Source organism: Pedobacter ginsengisoli (assembly GCF_002736205.1).
Lineage (GTDB): Bacteria > Bacteroidota > Bacteroidia > Sphingobacteriales > Sphingobacteriaceae > Pedobacter > Pedobacter ginsengisoli_A.
The window spans coordinates 925,830-948,455 of the sequence record NZ_CP024091.1 but is presented as its reverse complement, the minus strand read 5'-3'; the positions used below and the strand labels follow the sequence as shown (position 1 = coordinate 948,455).

The following is a 22,626-nucleotide window of genomic DNA, read 5'->3' as shown; positions in this document are numbered from 1 at the left end:
CTTTTTAATTAAATGATACATTTAAACCGAACAGGAATGTTCTTGTTTTTGGATAAAAGTTATTGGTGTCTACACCTGGCGCAAGGCCACCCTGATTAATCTCTGGGTCAATACCTTTATATCCGGTAATCACAAATAAATTGTTGGCAGTAGTGTATAGGCGCAACGAACTAACCCCGGGAATAATGTTTTTCTTAAAGGTGTAGCCTAAAGTTGCATTGTCCAATCGCAGGTAGCTGCCATTCTCCAAAAAGCGAGAAGAATACTTATAAGAGTTGAAATCTGCGGTCGACTCATTTTCTACTTCAACAGGTATGTTGGTAAATTGAGCTGTGTTTGGACGGAAGAGATCGGCCCTGGTTACATTCATGATCTTGTTACCTAATACCGCTCTTACGAAAACACTCAGGTCAAAGTTTTTATAGTTTACCGAGTTTGTCCATCCAATTAAAGCCTTAGGTTGTGCATTACCAATTACGTAATAATCAGTTTTATTTAGCAAGCCCTGTGTTTTGATATTTCCGGCTGCATCATAATATTGAGAAACTCCGTTGGCATCTTTACCTGCATATTTAAAGGTAAAGAATGTTCCAATTGGCTGCCCTGGAGATAGAATCTGTAATGTTGCACCGCTTTGTCCACCACCGTCAGGTTGAAAAATCAGCCTATCGTCGATTTTAAACTGGCTGTCTGAAAGTGTAAGTACTTTGTTAACGTTGTGGGCAAGGTTAATTCCTGTAGTCCATGTGAAATTGTCATTACTTACCGGTGTACCATTCAGCACAATCTCGACCCCTCTATTGCTTAATTTACCTACGTTAGCTGTTAGCTGACCTGAAGGATAAAGGTTCTGATCAACATCAAAACCAATGATCAGGTCTGTAGTTCTTTTATCATAAAAATCTACTGAACCGCCCAATCTTCCTTTAAAGATGCTGAAGTCCATACCAATGTTTGCGGTAGCTGTTTTTTCCCAACGCAAATTTGGGTTCTCATTTTGAATAGCACCATAAGCACCTTCTCTAGGAGATCCGTTGTAATAAAACTGTCCAACTGCGCCATAGATCAATTTTGTAGTCAATGGTGCAAAGCCCAACGAGTTTCCGGCAATACCATAACTTCCACGTAGTTTCAACGTGCTGATCAGGCTTTGATTTTTCAAGAAATTTTCCTGGTCAATATTCCAGCCGGCACCTACAGAAGGAAAGTAACCCCATTTCTGATTGTTACCAAAAACATTTGAACCATCTCTACGAATAGATCCCTGCAACAGGTATTTATTTTTATAGTTATAGTTTACCCTTGCAAAGTCAGAAATTAATAGAATTTCCTGATAAAGGTATTCAGGACCGTAGTTTACACGAAAATCGGTAATTGCATAAGGGTTACCCAAGCTCAGGTTGTAATAACCTACCTGATTGATAGGAAAGTTTGTTGAGGAAGTTTGTAACCCATCGTTGTTCAGCGATTGCTGATAAGAATATCCAACTACTGCATTGATATCGTGATCACCAAACTTTTTGTTCCAGGTTAGGTAAGTTTCTACGATCTTATTGGTATTCTGGTAAGCGTTTCTTAAGGCTAAACCATCTTTACCCACCAGTGAAACAAAGGAAGGATTTGCCGGAGGATCGGGCGTGTTCCTTACGTTATTATATCTGGATGTATAAATGCTATTGTAAAAGGCGCCATATACAGTTTGGGTGTTCTGATAGGAAGCAGCAACATCATATGAGAAACCAAAAGGCAATTTAAGGTTTGCAGTAAAGGTTCCTAATATATTTTTAGTTTTCAGGTTCTCTGTTGCGTTCTCCAGCATAGATACCGGATTGTAATAACTGGTCTGAATCAGGTTATCAAAATAAGATCCATCAGGATTTTTTACCGGCGATGTAGGCAGGTAAGTAAGCATCTGAGAAAGTACTGTATTACGATAAGGTACCAGATCGGCATCGCTAATTGAATTGCTCAGGTTCAATCCGATTTTTAATTTGTCATTCAGGGCTTTTTGTTCAAGACCTATACGACCAATAAAACGGCCCAAATCACTTGTTCTTACAATACCTTGTTGCTTGAAATAGTTAATACTAGCATTATAAGTAGTTTTATCCGTACCACCGCTAAGCGAAAGGTTATGGTTTTGAGATATTGCATCCTTACGTTGTACTTCATTTTGCCAGTTGGTGTTGGCACCCTGATCATTGGCTGGTGTTAGTGCGGAGTTGTTTCTGGCCAGAAAAGCTTTCAGTTGCTCAGAGTTCATCATCTCGTACTGGTTGGATACATTCTCGAGACCAAAATAAGTACTGTAAGCCAATTGGGTTTGCCCTGCACTACCTCGTTTTGTAGTTACCATGATTACTCCGTTTGCAGCTCTGTTACCGTAAATGGCAGCAGCAGCAGCATCCTTCAAAACGTCTATCGAGGCAATGTCATCCGGTGCAAGCAATGAAATATCTGCTCCCGGAACGCCGTCTATAACGAATAATGGCGACTGTGCACCTTCGCGTAAGGTAGAAGCTCCACGCATTACAATAGCGGCATTACGGTTTGGATCGCCACTGCGGCTGATGTTCAGTCCCGGTACCTTACCTTGCAACATTTGTCCCACATCACTAATTGCTCCTTTATTCAGCTCATCACCTTTAACGGAAGATATGGAGCTGATTAAAGCTTTTCTGGAACTTTTACCATAACCAACTACAACAACTTCGCTTAATGACTTATCTTCTGGCTTAAGCTGAACATTTATAGGCTGGGTACCGTTAACAGGTGTTTCGTAAGTAATGTAGCCAATGTATTTAAAAACTAAAATGTCGTTTGCATTATCAACTGATAATTTAAACTTTCCATCTATATCTGTAATGGTTCCATTTTTTGTTCCTTTAACAGTAACACTGACACCAATTAATGGCAAATTGGTCTCATCTACAACCTTACCTGTTACCGTAATGGCTTTTGAACTGGCCCCTTGTGGTTTTGTATCCAATCGTTCGCCATCGATCAGAATAATTTTGTTTTTGTATACCTGATAGTGTATAGCGTACTTGCTTAAAAGCTTATCTAACACAGTTTTAAGTTCAGTATTATCAAACTGCATGGATATTTTATTGCTGGAATGAATAACATCCTGGTTATAAATAAACTGAACCTTATTGGCCGCTGCCAGAGTCCTCAAAACTTCTGTCAGTGTTTTATCCACTACGGTTAAACTTATTTTCTTATTCAATGCCTCCTGGGCCAGAGTAGGCTTTGAATAAGTGATACCGGTGAACAGTATCAGTACCAATATTTGACTAAGTGTAATTCTCATGATTTTGCACCAGAAAAGCTTATGATGTAAATAAAATTTCATAATTTTAGAAGGTTGTATTTGAAAAAATATAATTAATTGAAGCCCCTTCACCAATTTTATTGATGTCACAAAAGGGGTCTTAAAAGCAAGGTACAGGAGTGTTCGAGCACTCTTGTACTTACTAAAAAAGCTTATGGGATCATGTTTGTAAAATCTTTTTCATACAGGTTGGTTTGAAGGTTTATTTATTGGTTATTTGGTTAATTCTTTTTGGTTAAAACAATGGTATCATCATTAATGTGATATTCCAGATTTAATGAAGTTTTAAGCACTTCCAATACATCCGGCAAATTCAGATCGGTCAAATCTGCATTCATCACTACTTTGTTTAACTCCTCATCCTTTACTTTTATGGTGGCCTTAAATTCTGAGCTGAGTACTTGCACTATTTCTGACAGTTTTTTATCATTAAATGACAGATCAACGTGGTTCCAGATAGTAAGGGACGACATATCTGTTTGTTTGTTTTTATAAAGTGCATCTTTTTTCTTCTTAAAAACAATGCTTTCTTTAGGCAGCAGAAACACTTCATCGGCTGTTTTAACATCGTTTTTGCCAACAATTTTTTTACTTACAGAAACTTTACCTGTTACTACTATTACACTTGCCGAAGCACTATTTATATGATCTGAAATTCTAAAACTAGTGCCCCACACCTTGGTAATAATGTGATTGCTATTGATTATAAATGGCCTGTCAGGATTTTTAGTGATCTCAAAGAAGCACTCCCCTTCCATAACCACATCTCTTGAATTCTTTTTAAACTCCAATGGATAAGTTAAACTAGCCTGAGGACTTAAATAAACAACACTTTGATCTGGTAGTACTCTTTTAACAATAAAATCGGTCCTGTTTACCAAATGAATTTGCTGGCTGGCCACCTGATCTTGTTTATTCCACAATTGTTCTCTGTTAAAAAAAAGAACGGCAACAGACAACACCAAAATTACTGCCGCAGCATATTTAAGCCACTTTGCAGCAATTTTTGGTGTTGATTTTAATGGTACAACAGGGATGTTTGCTTCATCAGAAGATGCTATTATATTTAAAAAGATCTTGTCTTTTAGTAGTTTTTGATTTTCTTCGGATAAACCCTGAACAAGGTTAGGACTGTCCTGATATTGATCATACCAATGATTTACCATTGAAACCTCTTCGGGCGTGCAATTGCCATTGATATAATTTTCCAATAATTTGGAAAGCTGTAAATTGTCCATACTTCGTTAAACTCTATTGGTTATTTATAGCATGTCGTATAACAACAGCATAACCCTTGCTAGAAATTTAACTTATTTTAAAAAAAATAATAAAATGGGCATAAGGTCGGCAATCGTTGTTCTTAAGCTATGTAGTGCTTTTGTTAGATGGCCTTCTACAGTCTTTTCAGAGATATTCAGCTCAGTTGCAATTTCTTTATTTGTTTTAAACTCGATTCTGCTTAATTGATAAACAGAGCGGCATTTATCAGGCAGTTTAGCAATCATCATATCAATGTGCTTTTTCAAATCGTTAAGAAAAACATATTCTTCTGTAGAATTATCAAGTTTTATATGAGCGTGTTCGGAGCTGATAAAACTCTCCCTTACGGCGTGTTTTCTATAATGATCTATCACATTGTACCTAACAGCGGTATACAGATAATTACCCAGCCCGGTTGTAAATACAAGCGAAGCCCTGTTTGTCCAGAGTTTTGTAAAAACATCCTGTACAATTTCTTCGCAAGTTTCGGTGTTTCTAACCCTTTTATAGGCTGCATTAAGTAATCTATCCCAATACCGATCGTAAATTTCTTTAAAAATCTCGGGGCCAGCTTGTTTTAACAACAAGGCTAGTTCTTCATCAGTATGTTTTGAATAGTTCCCCATTATTAAATCGGCCTGTAAGGCATTAGGTGGCCTGAACAGCTGCTAAAAGTAACTAAAAAAATACAATTATTGCCGAGTAAAATTTATGGTCTTTTCTGTAAAAAACTTAAAGCACGTATTCATTATTAATTGGCTTTACAGGCTCGGGTATATTGGTTTCGCCAAGCATTTCTAAAAGATTGATCTCTATAGTACGGGTAATTTGATTTAATGGAACTGCTGCCGAATTATTATCGAAAGGGTTCATGAGGCTCATCCCATTGATCTGAGTTGATACGTACACAAAACCTACCAGCCATCCTAAAAATATAGACCATACACCTGCAAAGGCACTTATAACCAGTGTAAGCGACACCACAAAAAGCCATATAAAGGCTTTAGTAAAATAAATATAGGCGGTTGGATATATAGTGTTTTTAATACGCTCAGTCATGCCCATCGCATCGCAAAGTTTAACCAGTAATTGGTTCATTTCAATAAAGCGAAAACTATCAATCATCCCCTCTTTTTCCAATTGTTGCAGTGCCTTGGACTGTTGCATCAGAATGGCATTGGCTATATTACCCTGCAATTTGATTTCCTCCTTTTCATGAGGTTCAAGATATTGGCTGTAGGTTTCATCAACAGCGTCTCTTAATCTGGCTTTCAGTGCATATAAAAATGCAATTTGGCGGTACACCAGTCTCTTTTTTACAATAGCATATTGCAGATCATCGGCTTTGCCCTGCGAAACATAGCTGATTATACTCCTTGCCCATGATCGGGAATCGTTTACAAGTGATCCCCATATTTTTCGGGCTTCCCACCAGCGGTCGTAAGCCTGATTGTTATTAAAACCCACAAAAAAAGCAATGGCTGTACCTAAAACTGTAGGAATTATAGAGGGAATTTCAAAGTGATGCCTGATTAAAACCGTCCGCACCAGGTAGGCTGCTATACAGGAGATAATCATAATGATATCTACCTGCCATGTATTTCTAAGAATCCGGCTTAATCTAATGTTTGGTTCTATCAGCATTTTATTCTTTTTTAGTTTTTTACAATGGTAGTATTCTTAACATTTCTGTCTTAGAAATAAGAACCAAATTAGTAAAAAGATGAGGGTTTATACAATGTTTAAACAATGCAAATACAATTATTATACATTGCTTATTCAATTGAGAATTGCCTAAATGATGCTAAAAAACGGCATTGCCAACTTCCGGATCATTTTTATTTCACTTTTCGTAAAAAATAAAACCAAATGAGTATCAAACAAATAAGTGCTTTTCATGATAAATGGCCATAAAAAACAAATAATTCATCACTGAATAAAATGAACAAGTTGCTAAACTTTAGTAGATTTAATACGAAAACAGCAATTAACCTTACAAAAGGGGAAACAATATCTGGGCCTATGATACCTAAAGCCAATAACCAATTCCGAATTTCTTTAGATCATTTTGATAGCGAACCCTTTTTTGAAGTTTCTCAGGATCTAATGTGTATTGCGGGGTTTGATGGCTATTTTAAAAGAATCAATCCGGCGGTTTCTAAACTTTTAGGATATACCAACGAGGAGTTGTTTTCGAGACCGATTAATAGTTTTGTTTATGAGGAGGACAAGAATATTACAGAAGAACTTAGAAAAAACCTCAGAAAAAACCTTCCGCTCTTAAATTTCGAAAACCGCTATCAGACTAAAAAGGGTGAAATTGTTTGGTTATCATGGACTTCAATTCCTGTTCCAGAATCGGAACTTGTTTATGCAATTGCCAAGAATGTAACCCACAAAAAGAAACTTGAGGAGGAACGGAACAAACTTTTAATTAGCCTTTCGAAGATTAATGAAGAACTGCAGCACTTAACTCATATGGCCTCGCACGATTTAAGAGCTCCTGTAAACAATTTGCTTGCTATATTTAGCCTTTTAGATACTTCGACCATTCAGGATAAAGAGACCAAAAACCTGGTAAATATATTACACTCTACAACAGAAGGGCTTAAGGTTACTTTAAACTATTATCTGGACGCAGCCAGCGAGAAAAAAAGCGTACATGTACCTACTGAGGATCTGAATCTTCATCAGTCTCTGAAAGGAGTATTTCAATCGATAAATTCGCTGATACTTGGCTCCAGAGCTATTATTAATATTGATTTTTCGGAGTTTGAAACCATAAACTTTAACAGGGTTTACATGGATAGTATATTCCTTAACCTGATCACAAACTCAATAAAATATGCAAAGCCAGACTCGCACCCTGATATTTCTATCGCTACCAGAAAAACAAATGGTGTACATCAATTGATTTTTACTGATCAGGGCCAGGGCTTTGATATGGAAAAGGTTAAACACAAAATATTTGGTTTGCACCAAACATTTCACAATCATACAGAAAGTAAAGGTATTGGCCTTTATCTGGTGTACAATCATATTAATAGCTTGGGTGGGCATATTGATGTAGAAAGCAAGGTTAATGAGGGTGTAAAATTTGTGCTAACATTTAAGGATTAATTAGGGTATAAAAAAATCAACCCAATTGATCAGGATAGCTCGAGTAACGCTTTTCCTGATCAATTGGGTGAGTGTACAAATTGTATGGTCTAAGATCGCAACAACTTATTTTCCCTGGTTTTTCTTTTCAGTAATCTCCGTTCTGATTTCCTGGGCAAGGCCTTTAATTTCCTGTAAAGCTTTGCGCACTCTTGTACCCGCAGCACTGTTACCCGCATTATAAAATTTTTCTACATCTGTTTCTACTGAGGCCACTACCTCTTTTAATTTCGCGAACTTGCTCATAGTGTTTTAAGTTAATTATTGTTATTTATTTAGTTTCTGGCATTGGATAGCTATTATTATTCTTCCAATAATGTAAACATAGAAGAATAATAATAAAGTCAGTACGGTAAAGCAACGTTCCATGCTGTGAAGCACAAACATTAATACTCATTTTAATTTATATTTGGTTTTTAAGGCTATCCTTTCAGATAGCCTTAATTTTTGCCCTATAAAAAAACCCGCCATTAATGACGGGTTTTCTAATAAGCTTAATTTATTGCTGTTTATTACCTGGTGCAATCAGCTGTCCAGGTAGCTCCATTATTTGAAACTAACACTTTTAAGGTACTGGCATTAATTGAAATACCAGTTACTCCACTTCCCACGCTGACATAGTTATTGTCGCTGGATTTTTCAAACTTCACTCCCTTTATATCAGGAATATTATTGCCAAAGAAAAAATTGTAAGTCTCTCCGACTTTACTCACTGTAACCTTCCCTTCCGAACTGGTTATTGTGTTGTCATCTTTTTGATAAGAAATAGATCCTCTATAGGTCCCCACAAAGAAGTCTTTGTCTGCCGGATCTGTGTCTTTCTTACAGGCGATCATAACCGTCGTAGCAATTAAAAGTAGACTGAAAATTCTCATTGTCTTTTTCATAATTTGATGTTTTGATGTAACATAGCTATTACAAAGGCCATGCCAACAGGTGCATTATAGCTTAAGAAAAAGGTATGGAACGATCATAAAATGGCAAAAATTCAAATAAAAAATAATGGCTTTAAGCTATAGAAAAAGGGCTATTCCAATGAGAATAGCCCTTTTTCTATAGCTTACTAAATAACAATCTTAGAAAGAATAGCGTAATGTAGCGCCATAAGTTCTTGGATCGCCAAGTACACCGGCATATAAGCCAGAGTTACCAGCAGCAGCCTGCAATTGTTCAAAGTAGTGGGTGTTTCCTATGTTTCTGCTCCAGCCAAAAATGGATATTTTATCTGATTTGAATCCAATTCTTGCATTTATAAGTGTGTATCCTTCAACATTTAACACTTTTGATGGAGTTGGATTTGAAGAGTATTCTGAACGGTAGCTCACATCACCGGCAATAAAGAACCTGCCATCTCTTGAGCCTACTCTACCGGGGGCACTAAATTCAGCACCTCCTGAGGTATTCCATTTAGAAATACCAGGCAATCTGCCTCCTGAAGCATCTTTAAATGCAACCTGCGTAGCTGTACCATTAACAAGCTCAGTATGACCAGTTTCTTCTAAAGGAAGTGGAGCATTGGTAAATTTTTTATATTTACCATCCAGATAGGCTACAGCGGCATTTATGCTTAAGAAACGTTCTAATTGATAGCTTCCGTCAATTTCAATACCTTTTACATTTACTTTTTCTGCATTTGCAAGGTAACCTCTGTTTACTCCTAGCTGTGGAGATTGTACATTGGTTTGATAATCTTTAATATCTGTATTAAAAGCTGTAACGTTTACAATTGAACCTTTAACAGGCTTTGTTTTTAAGCCAAATTCATAATGCTGAACATATTCTGGTTTTACTACCGCAAGAGACAAATCGGCTGTTCCGTTACTTGTAGTTGGCAAACCTCCTACGTTTACACCAACAGGTTTATAGGCGGTAGAGAAAGTTCCGTACACATTTAACTTAGTGGTTGGACGGTATGATAAGGTAATGTTACCAGATAAGTTATTGTTATCGGTACTGGTATTGAATTGTTGATTGGCATAAACAGCAGCTTTAAGGGCAAGTAAGGCAGCATCAGTAGTTTGAAGGCCTCCGTAGGTTGTTCTGTCGTAATCAACATCTTTTTTATCGTAAGTGAACCTTAAACCAGGTAAAACATGCAAATGTTCAACAAACTCCCAATCGGCCTGCGCAAAAATTGCAGTACTTAATGATTTGATGGTTGAATTGGTTTTGATGCCAAAACCATCTAACAAACCAGGTGTGGTATAACCTGCCTGAGCACCAGTTGCAGATGTTTGTACAAATCTCCATTGATCTTTACCTACCTCTTCGGTCTGAGATAAACCTTTCAAATTTTGAGCAAGTGCAAATACACCGATCACGCCACTTACTTTCTCAGAGATATTACCGGCATATCTAACTTCTTGCGAATATTGATCATGACGTGAGTTACCTTGTGATTTGGTTAATGCAGACACTTCAGAGAAGTCCCTGTCGTTTGTAGGATCCCAGTTCCAGAACCTCCATGCAGTAGTAGATGTAAGTGTTCCGTTTCCTATTTTATAATCTACGTTTAAAGAGATACCTCCAATTGACTGGTCTTGTTTCCAAGGTGTATTAGTATTGATCTTTCTTGAAAAAGGATCTATTTTAGGTTGTTCGTATCCTAAATCGGAGATAATTTTGGCGTACTGACGGTATGCACTTCTCTCTGTAGTAGTTACACCTGCAATTACCAATGGATAACCTGCCGGATGCTGAATGCTCACATCGCTGCTTAACAATATCTGTAGTTTATCTGAAGGAGTAAAATATAGCTGACCTTTAAACCCAAGGTTATTTTGACCGCTGTATCTGCGCTCTTCGCTGGTATTCCAGATCGTACCATCTCTCTGAGTACCCGAGATGGCTAATTTTGCGGCAAGGTTTTTAGCTACTGCTCCCGAAACCGATGTTTTTGCCTGCATGAAGTTATAGTTTCCAACATTAAGTTCAACTTTTGCAGTTGGAACCTGCGTAGGTTTTGTAGTAGTGATGTTAAAGGCACCTGCGGTTGTGTTTTTACCAAACAAGGTACCTTGAGGGCCACGAAGGATTTCTATCTGTTCAATATCAAGAAAATCTGTAGAAGTTGCAGCCGGACGAGCCTGATAAACCCCATCAACATAAAAACCTACTCCGGGATCAATACCATCGTTGGTTAACCCAAATGTAGAGCCTAAGCCTCTGATGTTAAGTGTAGTGTTCCTTGCATTTGAGGCATATAACTGAACAGATGGAACCAGCTCTTTTAAACGGTTAACGTTAAAAGCTCCTGCATTTTCTGCGGCCTGGCCACCAATAACTGAAATTGCAATAGGCACGTCCTGTAAAACCTCAGAGCGTCTTCTTGAAGTTACTACAATTTCGTCTAGCTGAGCATTTTCAACAAGGGTTAATTCTAAAGGAGTATCCTGAAATTTCAAAACCTGAAAATCCTGAGCTTTATAGCCAACTGAGCTAACTTGAATATAGAATGGTGGCTCTTGCTCTGTAGTAATGCTGAATTCGCCTTTATCATTAGCAAATGTGGTAATCTTAGTACCCCTGATAAGCACAGTTGCATTTGGTACCGGAGTGCCACTTGCACTCTTTATAATTCCCGTTACTTTGTTTTGGGCAAAAGCAACTCCTGCCGAAAGTATTAATGAAAAGAGAATAAGTAAACTTTTTTTCATGATTTTATTATTAAATGATTGTTTGGTTATGAGGATTAACATATTGGTATTGCCAGCTAAAAAAATTGCAAAGCAATGCCAGCTGGATGTTTTTTTGACATCCCTAATTATTATTATTTAAAATTTACAGGTGTTAGTTTTAGCTGTGATTACAGCACACTGAATCAGCAACAACAACAACAGTCTAAAAGGAAATGCATTCCTTTTGCAGATGTTTTTCTTTTCATTTTTATAAAATGTAAATCTGTTTTCATTTGATTGCAGGGTATAAAACCGTTATTTAATTCTGCAAATATAATACTATTTCTAAAAGAAACAATTAAATCTATGGAATTAGTAGTTTATTTTTTAAATGCAACCATTTGCTCTAAATATTGTTGTATTTACATACCTCCTATTTACAGTTATGAAGCCAGTACAACAAAAACAACTTAGACCTAAACAACGCCAGCGCAATCAGCCGGGAAGGGAAACTGCTATGAAACCTAATCCTTTGTTTGAGCCAAAGGAGCCTACCTATAAACTAAAGGGTAAAGTTGCATTAATTTCTGGCATCTGACGATGCAAGCTACATGACAGGCCAAATCCTCCACCCTAATGGAGGTGAAATTATCAACGGCTGATATTACCTCTATTTCTTAACCATTTTGCTGTTTAGAAATTCCCAATCGTTGATGTGGGAATTTTGATGTTCTTTAATTTGTATAAGTTTAAACTTTGCTATTATTTCGGGATGTTGTGCTGAAACATCGGTAGTTTCTGCGAAATCATCTTTAAGATTGAACAGCATCCAAGGGCTGTCAATATTTTTGCGCACATTTAATCTCAGGCCTTTCCAGTTCCCCATGCGTATTGCTACCTGCCCTCCGTTTTCTGGATATTCGAAATAAATATATTCTCTTGGTTTCTGAGCTTTTATGTTACCAAGCAAAGTTGGCAATAAGGAAATACCGTCTGTATTATTAGCCTTTCCTCCTGAAATTTCGGCAAAAGTTGCCATCATATCAAATTGAACAGAAATAAGATCACTAACGCTATTGGCCTTAATTTTTCCTGGCCAGCGGGCGATAAAAGGTTCACGAATCCCCCCTTCAAACAGATCCATTTTAAATCCTCGTAAGCCGGCCAAACTATTAAAATATTTTGCCTGAACCCCGCCATTAAAAGTTGCACCGTTATCGCTCGAAAACATAATAATGGTATTATTATCAAGCCCCAAAGCTTTAACTTTATCTATAATAACCCCAATCTGATGATCCAGGTAAGTAATCATTGCCGCGTAGGTTGATAAGGGGTATTTTGAGGGGTTGTAGCCCTGTTGTCCGTAATAAGGATGTTCACCTGGGAACTTACCTATATACTGGTTTACATATTCGGTTGGTGCCTGTAATCCTACATGTGGAATAGTAAAGGGTATATACAGAAAGAATGGTTTATTTTTGTGATCGTCAATAAACTTCAGACTCTTTTCCGTAAATTTTGCTCCTGCATAGTCTTTTCCTATAAAATTATCATAATCTGCATCTTTAGCCTTAGCTGAATCAATGTTCTTATGCATAAAGACATATGGGTTATTCAGCATATCTTTTTTCCCATTTTCCCAAAGATGTGTAGGATAATGGTTATGAGCCTGTTTCTGGTCCAAAAAGCCATACACATAATCAAATCCCTGCTTATTAGGGTCGCCGGTATTAAAAGGCATCCCTAAGCCCCATTTACCAATAATACCGGTACTATAGCCAACTGATTTAAGCATTTTTGGAAGGGTAAATATACCTTCAGGCAATGGCATCTGGCCCCCTTCGTTCTCATCGGTAAAATCGCCCATCTCATAATTCCCACGGATATAAGAATGGCCACCATGCTTTCCGGTCATAAGCATACAGCGAGCCGGGGCGCATACAGGGGTTGAGGTATAATGCTGGGTAAATTTTATCCCTTCTTTAGCCATCCTATCTAAATTAGGTGTTTTAATTTGCTTTTGCCCATAGGGGCCTATCTCTCCATACCCCATATCATCGGCATAAATGTAAATGATATTAGGCTTTTTTGGATTCTGTTGAGCTACAGCTGTAAGATTTGTAAATAGCAGAAAAGCAATTATTTTAATAAGATTGTGGTTCGACATCTGAAAGGTGTTTATATACCAGGTTTGGTCAACGCAAATTAAGGAATTATAGATAAATTTTGTTTCAAAAAAACACTGACTTAGCAAACTAAGTCAGTGTTTTTTTGTGGGAGGAGGTTATTGCCACCCGGGATTTTGTTTAATATCAGGATTAATTACCATCTGATCTGTCGGTATTGGCGACAGGTAATCTCTTAATACATTAAACTTATATCCAGTGCTTAATGATGCCTGGTTTTTAAACAATTCGATATAACCATTTTCGTCTACGGGATAAGAAGAAAGATTTGCAGCCGGAACTACACCAATCCACTGGCTTAGCATTGCGCCTTTTGGTTTCCAACCTACAATTAATTCATCTGCAGCAGCCCAACGATAGATGTCATCTCTGCGATAGCCCTCGCAAGCCAGCTCTATTCTACGCTCTCTTCTAACTTCGTTAATAACTGGCCCCAGTGCAGGAAATTCCCATTTAGGATCGCTCGTAATTGCACCGATGTTTAAATTAGGCATTCCTACTCTACTTCTTAACTTGTTAATTGTAATATCAACATCGGTTTGTGTTAGTGTTCCTAATTCCGCTTTTGCTTCAGCATTAATTAATAATGCTTCAGCAAAACGAAAGATAATATATCCTGTTGTACCTCTATCCTGTTGCTGATTAAAATCAGGATTATGACCTTTATATACCTGGTATCCTGTGGCTGGTTTTGTTTCATTTGCCGCAGTAAATGAAGGAACTTCAAAAAGTGTGGTAGCAGCTCCATTAGGTCTGTTATTAGTTAGTATGTGGTTACCATCATTAACGTAAATGGTTTGTACCATTCTCGGATCACGGTTCTTAACTACATTTTGAAGTGTAGCATCTCCCTGGTATAAAGCATTTCCGGTAATAGGTTTTCCATCAGTACACAAATAATAGTCGACCAGATTTTTGGTAAGTCCACGTCCTGCGCCCGAGCCTGTATATCTATGCCAATAATGACCTCCATTGGTATTTAAATCATATTGTCTCCACAGCATGACTTCAGTATTTGCGCTATAATTTGTCTGATTAAAGAGTTTCCAATAGCCATCGGTTCCTGGTGTTGCCACAAGTGCATACCCACCTGAATTTGCGATCAAATCACCCGATACTGAGGCTGCTTTCTGAAGGAACTTACTTCCGTCAGACCCTGTAACTCCAAACGAAGTATTAGCATGGTATTTTTCCCAGGTACCTTCAAAAAGGGCAATTCTGGCCTGAAGCAATTGTGCTATCTGCTTATTTACCCTTGAAGCCTGAGCTGCACCCTTTGAAGGTAAATATTGAACAGCTTTATCCAGGTCGTTCATAATGGAATCAACTATTACCGCTCTTGATAATCTTGGTGCCTTAAGTTCTCCAGATGTAATATCTAATGGCTTATTAACCCAAGGCACATCACCAAACTGCTTTATCTTACTAAAGTAAAACCAGGCCCGAAAGAACAAAGCTTCTCCTACGTAAGTTTTCTTATTATCCCAGCTTGCATTTACTTTATTATAATTTATCATAAAGTAATTAATGTTCCTTAGGGTATTCCAATCTCCATATGCCCAGCCTCCACCAGAACTTGGCACTATTCGCGTACCGTTCATTGTACCATTAACAGACATGGTGATCATATTGTCGCTACCATCATCTGCATCTAATCCATATGGGCCTATAGTTCCAAATGATCCAATTGTAGATGGAAATGCGGTATAAAAATTATTAACATAAAGTTGCAGATCATTTGATGTTTTCCAGAACTCCGCTTCACTGATACTTGTTTCGGGGGTTCTGTCTAAAAAATCCTTTTTACAGGCAGATAAAAATATCATTGCTGTAAGGACCAATAAATATATTCTATTTTGCATAATCGTATATTTTAACAAAGCTGAATTTCTAAAATGTAACATTTACTCCTGCTGAGTAGCTTCTTTGTAAAGGGTAAACTTTTCCACCCGACATGGTAAGCTCAGGATCCAGGGCTTCAGTGAATTTGGTAATTGTAGCCAAATTGTCTACACTGAAATAAAAGCGAACCTTATTTAACTTAATTCTCTCTACAAGATTCTTTTTAAGTGTATAACCCAACTGAACGTTTTTAACTCTTAGGTATGCTGCATTTTGTAGATAACGGGTCTGAACTTGTGTATTTTTACCATTCTCTCCACTCATATAATACTTAGGATAATAGCCATTAGGTGTTGATGGTGTCCAACGGTCTAAATGAGTGGTAAATAATGAGCTTTGCCACTCATCTCCTACAATTCCCCAAAAATAATTACTTGTTATTGATGCATCACGTTTACCAACACCCTGCACAAAAACCTGCATATCAAAACCTTTCCAGCTAGCATCTGCATTGATACCATAGCTGTATCTTGGAGTACTGTTTCCAATAACTTTACGATCACCGGGATCAGCTAGAGTAGATGCCCCTGGTCCGATTTTGCCATCACCGTTAAGATCAGCGTAACGTACATCACCAGGTGTCCATTGGGCAGTAGATATCAAAGATTGAGAAGGAGCCGCTGCTATTTCCTCGGCAGTTTGGAACAAACCAACAGTTGAATAACCCCAGATTTCGCCCATATCTAAGCCTTGATAGTAAGTACTTAAAAGGCCTGTTGGATTTGGATAACGAGTTACTTTTGCCCCGTAGTCACTTAACATTGTTCTTAAACCGTAACTAACTTCCCCGATCCTGTCTCTCCAGGTTAGTGATAATTCCCAGCCTTTTGTTTTAATGGCTGAATTATTTACAGTTGGAGGATTTGTTCCCAAAAGAGCTGGCAGAGCAGCCGATGGACCCGCAAAATCTGTAGCTTTTCTAATGTACCAATCAAATGAAGCATTTAACTTATTATTAAAGAAAGCTGCATCCACGCCAAAATTTAAGGTTGAACTGGTAATCCAGGTTAATTGATCATTTACCAAACCCGGTAAGCTTACTGATGCCTGCTGGGTTCCTCCAAATAGCCAGCTTGTACTGGTTGCTCGTGCCGTACCTAAACTTGGATAAAATGGATAATAATTAAGATCAAGAAAAACCTGATCGCCAAGTTCACCGTAAGATCCACGGAACTTTAAACTGTTAACATACTTTTTAACCGGTTCAAAAAATGACTCTTTATCTACGTTCCACCCCACAGATACTCCTGGATAAAGTTTCCAGCGGACATCTTCTAAAAACCTTGAGGTTCCATCATATCGTGCATTAAATTCCAGTAAATACTTTTCCTTATAGTTGTAATTGATTCTTCCGAAGGCACCTTGCGAGCTTAATTTACGCACAAGATCAGATAATGATGGTGTTGTTCCGTAGGCCGTAGAAAGTGAAGGAATATTATCTGAATAAAGATTACTGTTACTTGCAGAATAAGCCTGAAATCCGGTATAGTCACTTACATAACCTCCTAGTATACTAAAATAATGGTCATCAAATTGTTTCTCGTATTGGGAGAAAACGTTGACTACTTCGTGTTGATTTCTTTCATTATATCTAGAGAACGAATTTGGTGTTGTACCACCAACAGTTGTCTGGGAACCATCAGGTAAGAAGGCATATAGCGTTTTTAAATGAGATGTTTGATCATAGTACTGAGCATCAAATGTATAATTTGCTGTTGCTGTCCAACCTTTGGCTAATTTAAAATTAAACTCGCCACTAAGTAAACCCTGATCAGTGATTTGATTATTCCTGCCACCTTCTTCATGAAGTAAAATATTGCTGGCATTAGAAAAGCGCCCATTGGGATCACGAACTGGAACTGTTGGAAACTTGCGTGCAATCTGATGCATGTAGGCCTGATCTCCTCCTCCGGTTTGTCCGGCATAAAGATTTGGAGAATTAAACAGTTGTCGTGAGAATGTACCTCTTAAATTGAAAGTAAGCCAATTGGTTACATCAGAACTTATATTAGCTCTTAAATTATAACGTTTATACTTATCGTCGCCATAGTTATACATACCACCACGGCTATTGTATCCAGCTCCAATAAAATAAGTTGAAGAGGTTGAACCTCCATTTACACTTACGTTATGTTGCTGACTATAAGCGCGATCTTTATAATAAACCTTAAACCAGTCGTTATTTGCATTGCCTGAATTCCAGGTAAAGTATTCGTTTCTAGTTGGATCTGGATTTTGAATAGTTTCTGTAGTTAATATCCCAGCCTGATAATCCTTAATTCTTTGGATAGTAGGTGCATCAAAAAATGCCGCTCTCTGTGCATTTGCAAAAGCCTCATTATAAATGTTTGCAAAATCCAGAGAATTTACCATTTTAGGTAAGTTAATTACCTCAGCCATAGAAACATTGTTATTATAAGAAATGGTTGGAGCTTTATCTTTACTGCCTTTTTTTGTTACTATTAAAATTACTCCATAAGGCGCACTTGATCCATAGATTGCTGCTGAGGCAGCATCTTTTAAAACACTTATACTTTCTACATCGTCAGGATTGATACTATTAATATCTCCTCCTTGAATCCCATCAACAACAATTAATGGACTACCTGCATTATTAAAGCCGGTATACCCCCTGATATTTAAATTCTGGGTAGAATTAGGAGCACCTCCCATTGTATTCTGTGTGATGTTAAGGTTGGCTACCTGACCCTGAAGTGCCTGACTTAGCCTGGCAACTGGTCTGTCCTGTAAATCCTTGCCACTAATTTGGGCAATAGCTCCGGTTAATCTTGTTTTTTTCTGACTTCCATAAGCTACTACTACTACATCATCCAGGTTAGTAGTGATGGCAACAAGTTTGATTACCATATTACTAGAATTAACTGAAACTTCTTGAGTATTATATCCCAAAAAAGAAACCAGGATTATACTTCCCTGATTAACGCCTGTTAACGTAAATGAGCCGTCAGCGCTTGTAACAACTCCACTTGTTCCGCCTTTTACTTTTACAGTTGCCCCCGGTAATGGGGCACCATTTTCATCAACTACTTTTCCTTTGAGATCGATTAAATTTTTGAAGCTTAGTGGAGTATTCCATAAAGGTTTTTCTTTTGCAAGAATAACGAGCATTTTATCTTCAATTGCGTACGTTAAATCCTGGTTTTTCAGGCACTCGTCTAGCACATCATTAAGGCTTGCATTCCTGAAATCTACATCTAATGTAGGAAGATTTTTGACTTTTTTGGCCGACCAGACAATACTATAGCCTGTCTGTTTGTTAATTTCATTTAACACCTGCTTTAATGAAGCATTCTTTTTTTGATAGGTAATTCTTTGCGCAAACCCTACCGCACTAACCTGCATAATGGTAGCGATAAGTAGGACAACTGTTAACTTCATGACTACAAGGAATTTATTGACGTAGCCCGGAGGCATACAAAAATTTTTAGTATAATTTTTATACATTTGATTGTTCTGTTAATTCGAAAAGTACCAGCGGTCGAAGGCTTTGAGCACTTTAAGAAACATGTAAGAAAATAATTGATTTCAATTGTTTTGTGAATATCGGAACACTGATCAGGGGCAGTAGGATGCTCCTGATCTTATTCTAATACCCGATGGTTCATGGGTCTCTTTCTTTCATACTTTAGGTTTGTTTAGTTTGTTTGTATTTGGTTAATTAATAGGAAGGTTTCTGGTTCTGGTGTTATCTTTTGACACCTGATTTCTGTTTTTTTATGACTATGATTTTCTTGTCTTTCACAACGAAATCAACCTCATGAGTAAGTTCAAGAATTCTCAATACTTTAGAAACATTAGCAAAGCGATTGGCTACAACTCCAAATTCTAGTGTTTTAAGATCTGGGTCTTCAAATTCTACTTCTACATCGTACCATCTGGCTACCTTTTTCATAATGGCATCCAACGGCTCTTCATCAAATCTAAAGTAGCCGTTCTTCCAGGCCATTACATTTTCTATGTCAGCTGAAACGACACTTATTTTATTATTAACGTTAATTGCCTGCTGACTTGGTTTTAGCAAAGTCCCATTAACATCAACACTTCCTTCAATTAGGGTAGTTACCGGAGTATTGTCATCATTGTAAGCATTAATGTTAAAATGAGTTCCGTAAACTGTTACAGTTTGCTGATCGGAAACTACTTTAAACACCTTATTTTTATCTTTGGCTACCTCGAAATATCCTTCGCCACTAAGTACTACTCTTCTCTCTGACTTACTGAAAGTTGTAGGAAATTTTAGTGAAGAAGCGGCATTTAACCAAACTTTTGTTCCATCGGGCAAATTGATCTCGTATTGCCCACCCCGCGGGGTGCTGATAGTATTGTACTCTACTTGATGCCCTTCCTTATTATTTGAAATTGCTTTATAAACCAATTGACCATCTTTACTTTTAGTTATAACCACCCCCATTTGCTGGGCCAATTGTCCATTCTTTAAATCAGATAAAGATAATACTTTTCCATTAGCCAAAGTGAGCACAGCTTTATTTCCTCCGGGAAGAACATCGTCATTTACGAATGCATTTACTACCTGTTGCGGATGTTTATTTTGGTTCTGCCAATAAAACAGGAAGCCGGTTAGGCATGCACCAATTAACAAACTGGCTGCGACTAATCTTGGCCAAATACTAACCGTCTTTTTTATATGAATCTGATTTTGAATCTTGTTGAATATTCTTGATTTATGGGTTTCCTCATCACTTGCAAATGTATCTGGGATTTCAAGTTCCGCCTCCTGACCTTCATTATACCATTTGGCAAACTTAACCTCTTCATCAGCATTGATTGTTCCATCAATCCATTTAGCTGCCAATTCCTGATATTCGAGTTGCTCTTTAGAATTATTCATCTAGGGTAAGGGTTTATAATAGGATGTCCCTTATGAAAGATAAATCCCTCAAAAAAAATAAAATATTTTTAGGAGTTAGAGTAAACTGATCAGAAAATGGCTTAATCCTGCCCTAAGTGTTTTCATAGCCCTGCCCAAACGAGCCTCTACAGTTTTTTCTGAGATATTTAGAGCAGTTGCGATCTGCTTTTGAGACATCCCCTTATCACGACTCATTTTATAAACTATCTGACACTTATCTGGTAAATCGGCCACCAGTTTTTCAAGGCGTTTCTTTAGTTCCAGAAAGTTAAGCCAATCAGCTGTAGAATCGTCTACCAACATCTGACTGTCCAAACTATTTACATACTTTTGTTGATTATACTGCTTATCCAGCATTTTAATTACCCTGTATTTTACAGAAACGGCTAAGTACGCACTGAGTGTAGAAGTGACATAAAGATTTGTCCTCCGATTCCAAAGGGCCACAAAAATATTTTGCACCACCTCTTCCGCATCCTCTAATGCTTTAAGCTTATGACTTGCGATAGTAAATAACCTCTTCCAATAACGATTATAAATTTCCGTAAATGCCAAATGATCCTCTTCACGTAGCAATGATAATAGTTGAGAGTCGCTAAAACTAGAATAATCTTTCATGAATCGCCCCCTCTTTATTTGCGTTACTTCCTTAACAAAGCTATTTTAAGTATGTAAAATATCCATTACAATTATACACAAAAATATCAAAATCAAAAAAATCACAAATTGTTGCAAACAATTTAAAGGCTATAAAGAATTTCGCATTAAAACCCTTCTATAAAGGGTTTTGATTTACTAAATGGTACAAATTCTACCCGGTAAGGTGTATTGGCACACATCATACTCCATAGTACATCACCATTTTTATTAGTAAGTAACACCTGATTTTGCTTAGAAACACATGTTAATACAGCATTTTTATTAATCATGTAGGCACTCCCCATTCTATCCGTAAAGATTCCTTCGGGTAATGGCACACACAATTTTAATGATACTTGTTTGGTTAATCCATTTAGTTCAAAGGCCAGTATCTGCGAACGTTTTTTACTGGTTCCATTATCAAATAGCATGAGGTTATTTTGATAATTTATATGTACGGCATGTCCCTGATCAAACTCAGCACCTTTAGGTAATATAAAATCACCTCCTTTTCCGAACTTCCACATTACTTTTTTATTCAGAGCGTTAACTTTCCAAATCTGGCCATTGTTATAAAAGGAGATAATGTAATTCCCATCGGTATCAATAAACAAGCTATTGGCATGCATCCAGTCTTTTGCTTCTTTAATTATATTCTTTTCTTTTAATGGATCTAGTGCATCAAATACACTCCAGCTCCATATTCTTTTCCCATACTTATCCAGCACTAAAATCCCATCTCCTTTTACTGTATCTGCCTTATTTCCCCCAACTGCACTTAAATCGATAATTCTTTCAGCGGCACTTAATGTTACGTATTGTTTTTTCGAATTAATTAATATTTCGTGATGGATTGTCTGTTTAAAGTCTTTCTCTCCCTTTTTTAAATGAAAAATTGTATCGCCTGCTAAAGATAATTCCAGAATTTCGTTCCCATAACTTGTAGGATAATTCATCGGAGCTAGAATTGAAAGAATAGTCTTGTTTTGTGTAAAATGAGCCACTTTAACTCCTGTATTTTTAAATCTTTGATACCACCTTAGGTCGCCTTGATAATCTAACATACCTATAAACCCAGGCGTTTCTCTATTATAAACCAGCATAGTACCCTTTTTAAATTCAATTGGCAGCTCCTGTTGGATTTTAGCACCTGCATGATACAGGCCTAGTAATTGATCGGGAATATCTTTTGTTTTAAAAGAATATTCATCAGATTGAAACCTTACGCCTGCACTTCCTGATACAATACGATATTGATAAATCGAATTAAATTTCAAATTGGTAAGTACTATTTTGAACTTGGTTTTTTGAATTGAAACAGGCGTTGTAAATATTTTATCTTTCTGGCCATTTATCCAGTACTCTATGTAGACATCTTCAGGTTTAGCACAAGAAAATTGAACTCCAACTCTCAATGAATTCCCATCTACTGTTTCGTCTAACGAAATGTTATTGAAAGTGCTAAATGCATCTTCAGAACATGCATTAACACACAGTGCAGTTATCACTATTCCAATAGCAAATATTCTTAAGCGGTTTATTTTTGAAAACATTTATAAAAATTATAGATATGCTTGTTTAGGAGTAACCCATTTTAAGGGTATCTAGAAAAGAAGATGACCTTACCTTTCCAGATAC

At 37.2% G+C, this 22,626-nt stretch carries 15 protein-coding genes; 2 read left to right on the top strand and 13 right to left on the bottom strand.

The window, feature by feature from the left end; genetic code table 11:
* Positions 1–4: 4 nt before the first annotated feature.
* From CPT03_RS03980 to CPT03_RS03965, 4 genes are all read right to left on the bottom strand, one after another.
* Entirely contained in the window at positions 5–3,313 is a 3,309-nt protein-coding gene (locus CPT03_RS03980; protein ID WP_157766347.1) for a SusC/RagA family TonB-linked outer membrane protein, read from the bottom strand.
* 242 nt (positions 3,314–3,555) lie between these two features.
* Positions 3,556–4,572, bottom strand: coding sequence for a FecR family protein (locus CPT03_RS03975; RefSeq protein WP_099437630.1), 1,017 nt, complete (start codon positions 4,570–4,572; stop codon positions 3,556–3,558).
* Positions 4,573–4,644: 72 nt separating this feature from the next.
* A complete protein-coding gene (locus tag CPT03_RS03970; protein ID WP_099437629.1) occupies positions 4,645–5,220 on the bottom strand; it encodes an RNA polymerase sigma-70 factor in 576 nt (191 codons plus the stop codon).
* Between the two features lie 106 nt (positions 5,221–5,326).
* Entirely contained in the window at positions 5,327–6,238 is a 912-nt protein-coding gene (locus CPT03_RS03965) for a bestrophin family protein (protein WP_099437628.1), read from the bottom strand.
* A gap of 297 nt (positions 6,239–6,535) precedes the next feature.
* Between CPT03_RS03965 and CPT03_RS03960 the strand changes: the two genes are divergently transcribed.
* Entirely contained in the window at positions 6,536–7,714 is a 1,179-nt protein-coding gene (locus CPT03_RS03960) for a PAS domain-containing sensor histidine kinase (RefSeq protein ID WP_216641603.1), read from the top strand.
* Between the two features lie 105 nt (positions 7,715–7,819).
* Here CPT03_RS03960 and CPT03_RS03955 read toward each other — a convergent pair whose 3' ends face one another.
* From CPT03_RS03955 to CPT03_RS03945, 3 genes are all read right to left on the bottom strand, one after another.
* Positions 7,820–7,999, bottom strand: a complete 180-nt coding sequence (locus tag CPT03_RS03955) for a histone H1 (protein WP_068893411.1) — start codon at positions 7,997–7,999, stop codon at positions 7,820–7,822.
* Between the two features lie 266 nt (positions 8,000–8,265).
* On the bottom strand, positions 8,266–8,628 hold the full coding sequence (locus tag CPT03_RS03950; RefSeq protein ID WP_245869968.1) for a hypothetical protein: 363 nt from the start codon (positions 8,626–8,628) through the stop codon (positions 8,266–8,268).
* 201 nt (positions 8,629–8,829) lie between these two features.
* On the bottom strand, positions 8,830–11,409 hold the full coding sequence (locus CPT03_RS03945) for a TonB-dependent receptor (protein WP_172954136.1): 2,580 nt from the start codon (positions 11,407–11,409) through the stop codon (positions 8,830–8,832).
* Between the two features lie 406 nt (positions 11,410–11,815).
* Between CPT03_RS03945 and CPT03_RS03935 the strand changes: the two genes are divergently transcribed.
* Positions 11,816–11,968, top strand: a complete 153-nt coding sequence (locus tag CPT03_RS03935) for a hypothetical protein (RefSeq protein WP_157766346.1) — start codon at positions 11,816–11,818, stop codon at positions 11,966–11,968.
* 72 nt (positions 11,969–12,040) lie between these two features.
* Here CPT03_RS03935 and CPT03_RS03930 read toward each other — a convergent pair whose 3' ends face one another.
* The 6 genes from CPT03_RS03930 to CPT03_RS03905 all read right to left on the bottom strand — a co-directional run bounded on the left by CPT03_RS03930 (position 12,041) and on the right by CPT03_RS03905 (position 22,541).
* Positions 12,041–13,537: an arylsulfatase gene (locus CPT03_RS03930; RefSeq protein ID WP_099437623.1), complete on the bottom strand. Its 1,497-nt coding sequence runs from the start codon at positions 13,535–13,537 to the stop codon at positions 12,041–12,043.
* Between the two features lie 117 nt (positions 13,538–13,654).
* Positions 13,655–15,418, bottom strand: a complete 1,764-nt coding sequence (locus tag CPT03_RS03925; RefSeq protein ID WP_172954135.1) for a RagB/SusD family nutrient uptake outer membrane protein — start codon at positions 15,416–15,418, stop codon at positions 13,655–13,657.
* A 28-nt stretch (positions 15,419–15,446) separates the two neighbouring features.
* Positions 15,447–18,857 (bottom strand): TonB-dependent receptor, encoded by a 3,411-nt coding sequence (locus CPT03_RS03920; protein ID WP_172954134.1) that lies wholly within the window; start codon positions 18,855–18,857, stop codon positions 15,447–15,449.
* A 307-nt stretch (positions 18,858–19,164) separates the two neighbouring features.
* The gene (locus CPT03_RS03915; RefSeq protein WP_099437620.1) at positions 19,165–20,328 is read right to left on the bottom strand and encodes a FecR family protein; all 1,164 of its coding nucleotides are present in this window, start codon (positions 20,326–20,328) and stop codon (positions 19,165–19,167) included.
* 75 nt (positions 20,329–20,403) lie between these two features.
* Positions 20,404–20,967: an RNA polymerase sigma-70 factor gene (locus tag CPT03_RS03910; protein WP_099437619.1), complete on the bottom strand. Its 564-nt coding sequence runs from the start codon at positions 20,965–20,967 to the stop codon at positions 20,404–20,406.
* A 146-nt stretch (positions 20,968–21,113) separates the two neighbouring features.
* A complete protein-coding gene (locus CPT03_RS03905) occupies positions 21,114–22,541 on the bottom strand; it encodes an aryl-sulfate sulfotransferase (RefSeq protein WP_099437618.1) in 1,428 nt (475 codons plus the stop codon).
* Positions 22,542–22,626: the final 85 nt, after the last annotated feature.

What these genes read in the sequence shown, in the direction of transcription:
- CPT03_RS03920 (WP_172954134.1), bottom strand. Translation starts at nt 18,857, where the DNA reads ATGAAGTTAACAGTTGTCCTACTTATCGCTACCATTATGCAGGTTAGT.
- CPT03_RS03955 (WP_068893411.1), bottom strand. Translation starts at nt 7,999, where the DNA reads ATGAGCAAGTTCGCGAAATTAAAAGAGGTAGTGGCCTCAGTAGAAACA.
- CPT03_RS03935 (WP_157766346.1), top strand. Translation starts at nt 11,816, where the DNA reads ATGAAGCCAGTACAACAAAAACAACTTAGACCTAAACAACGCCAGCGC.
- CPT03_RS03945 (WP_172954136.1), bottom strand. Translation starts at nt 11,409, where the DNA reads ATGAAAAAAAGTTTACTTATTCTCTTTTCATTAATACTTTCGGCAGGA.
- CPT03_RS03915 (WP_099437620.1), bottom strand. Translation starts at nt 20,328, where the DNA reads ATGAATAATTCTAAAGAGCAACTCGAATATCAGGAATTGGCAGCTAAA.
- CPT03_RS03960 (WP_216641603.1), top strand. Translation starts at nt 6,536, where the DNA reads ATGAACAAGTTGCTAAACTTTAGTAGATTTAATACGAAAACAGCAATT.
- CPT03_RS03965 (WP_099437628.1), bottom strand. Translation starts at nt 6,238, where the DNA reads ATGCTGATAGAACCAAACATTAGATTAAGCCGGATTCTTAGAAATACA.
- CPT03_RS03970 (WP_099437629.1), bottom strand. Translation starts at nt 5,220, where the DNA reads ATGGGGAACTATTCAAAACATACTGATGAAGAACTAGCCTTGTTGTTA.
- CPT03_RS03980 (WP_157766347.1), bottom strand. Translation starts at nt 3,313, where the DNA reads ATGAGAATTACACTTAGTCAAATATTGGTACTGATACTGTTCACCGGT.
- CPT03_RS03950 (WP_245869968.1), bottom strand. Translation starts at nt 8,628, where the DNA reads ATGAGAATTTTCAGTCTACTTTTAATTGCTACGACGGTTATGATCGCC.
- CPT03_RS03975 (WP_099437630.1), bottom strand. Translation starts at nt 4,572, where the DNA reads ATGGACAATTTACAGCTTTCCAAATTATTGGAAAATTATATCAATGGC.
- CPT03_RS03925 (WP_172954135.1), bottom strand. Translation starts at nt 15,418, where the DNA reads ATGCAAAATAGAATATATTTATTGGTCCTTACAGCAATGATATTTTTA.
- CPT03_RS03930 (WP_099437623.1), bottom strand. Translation starts at nt 13,537, where the DNA reads ATGTCGAACCACAATCTTATTAAAATAATTGCTTTTCTGCTATTTACA.
- CPT03_RS03910 (WP_099437619.1), bottom strand. Translation starts at nt 20,967, where the DNA reads ATGAAAGATTATTCTAGTTTTAGCGACTCTCAACTATTATCATTGCTA.
- CPT03_RS03905 (WP_099437618.1), bottom strand. Translation starts at nt 22,541, where the DNA reads ATGTTTTCAAAAATAAACCGCTTAAGAATATTTGCTATTGGAATAGTG.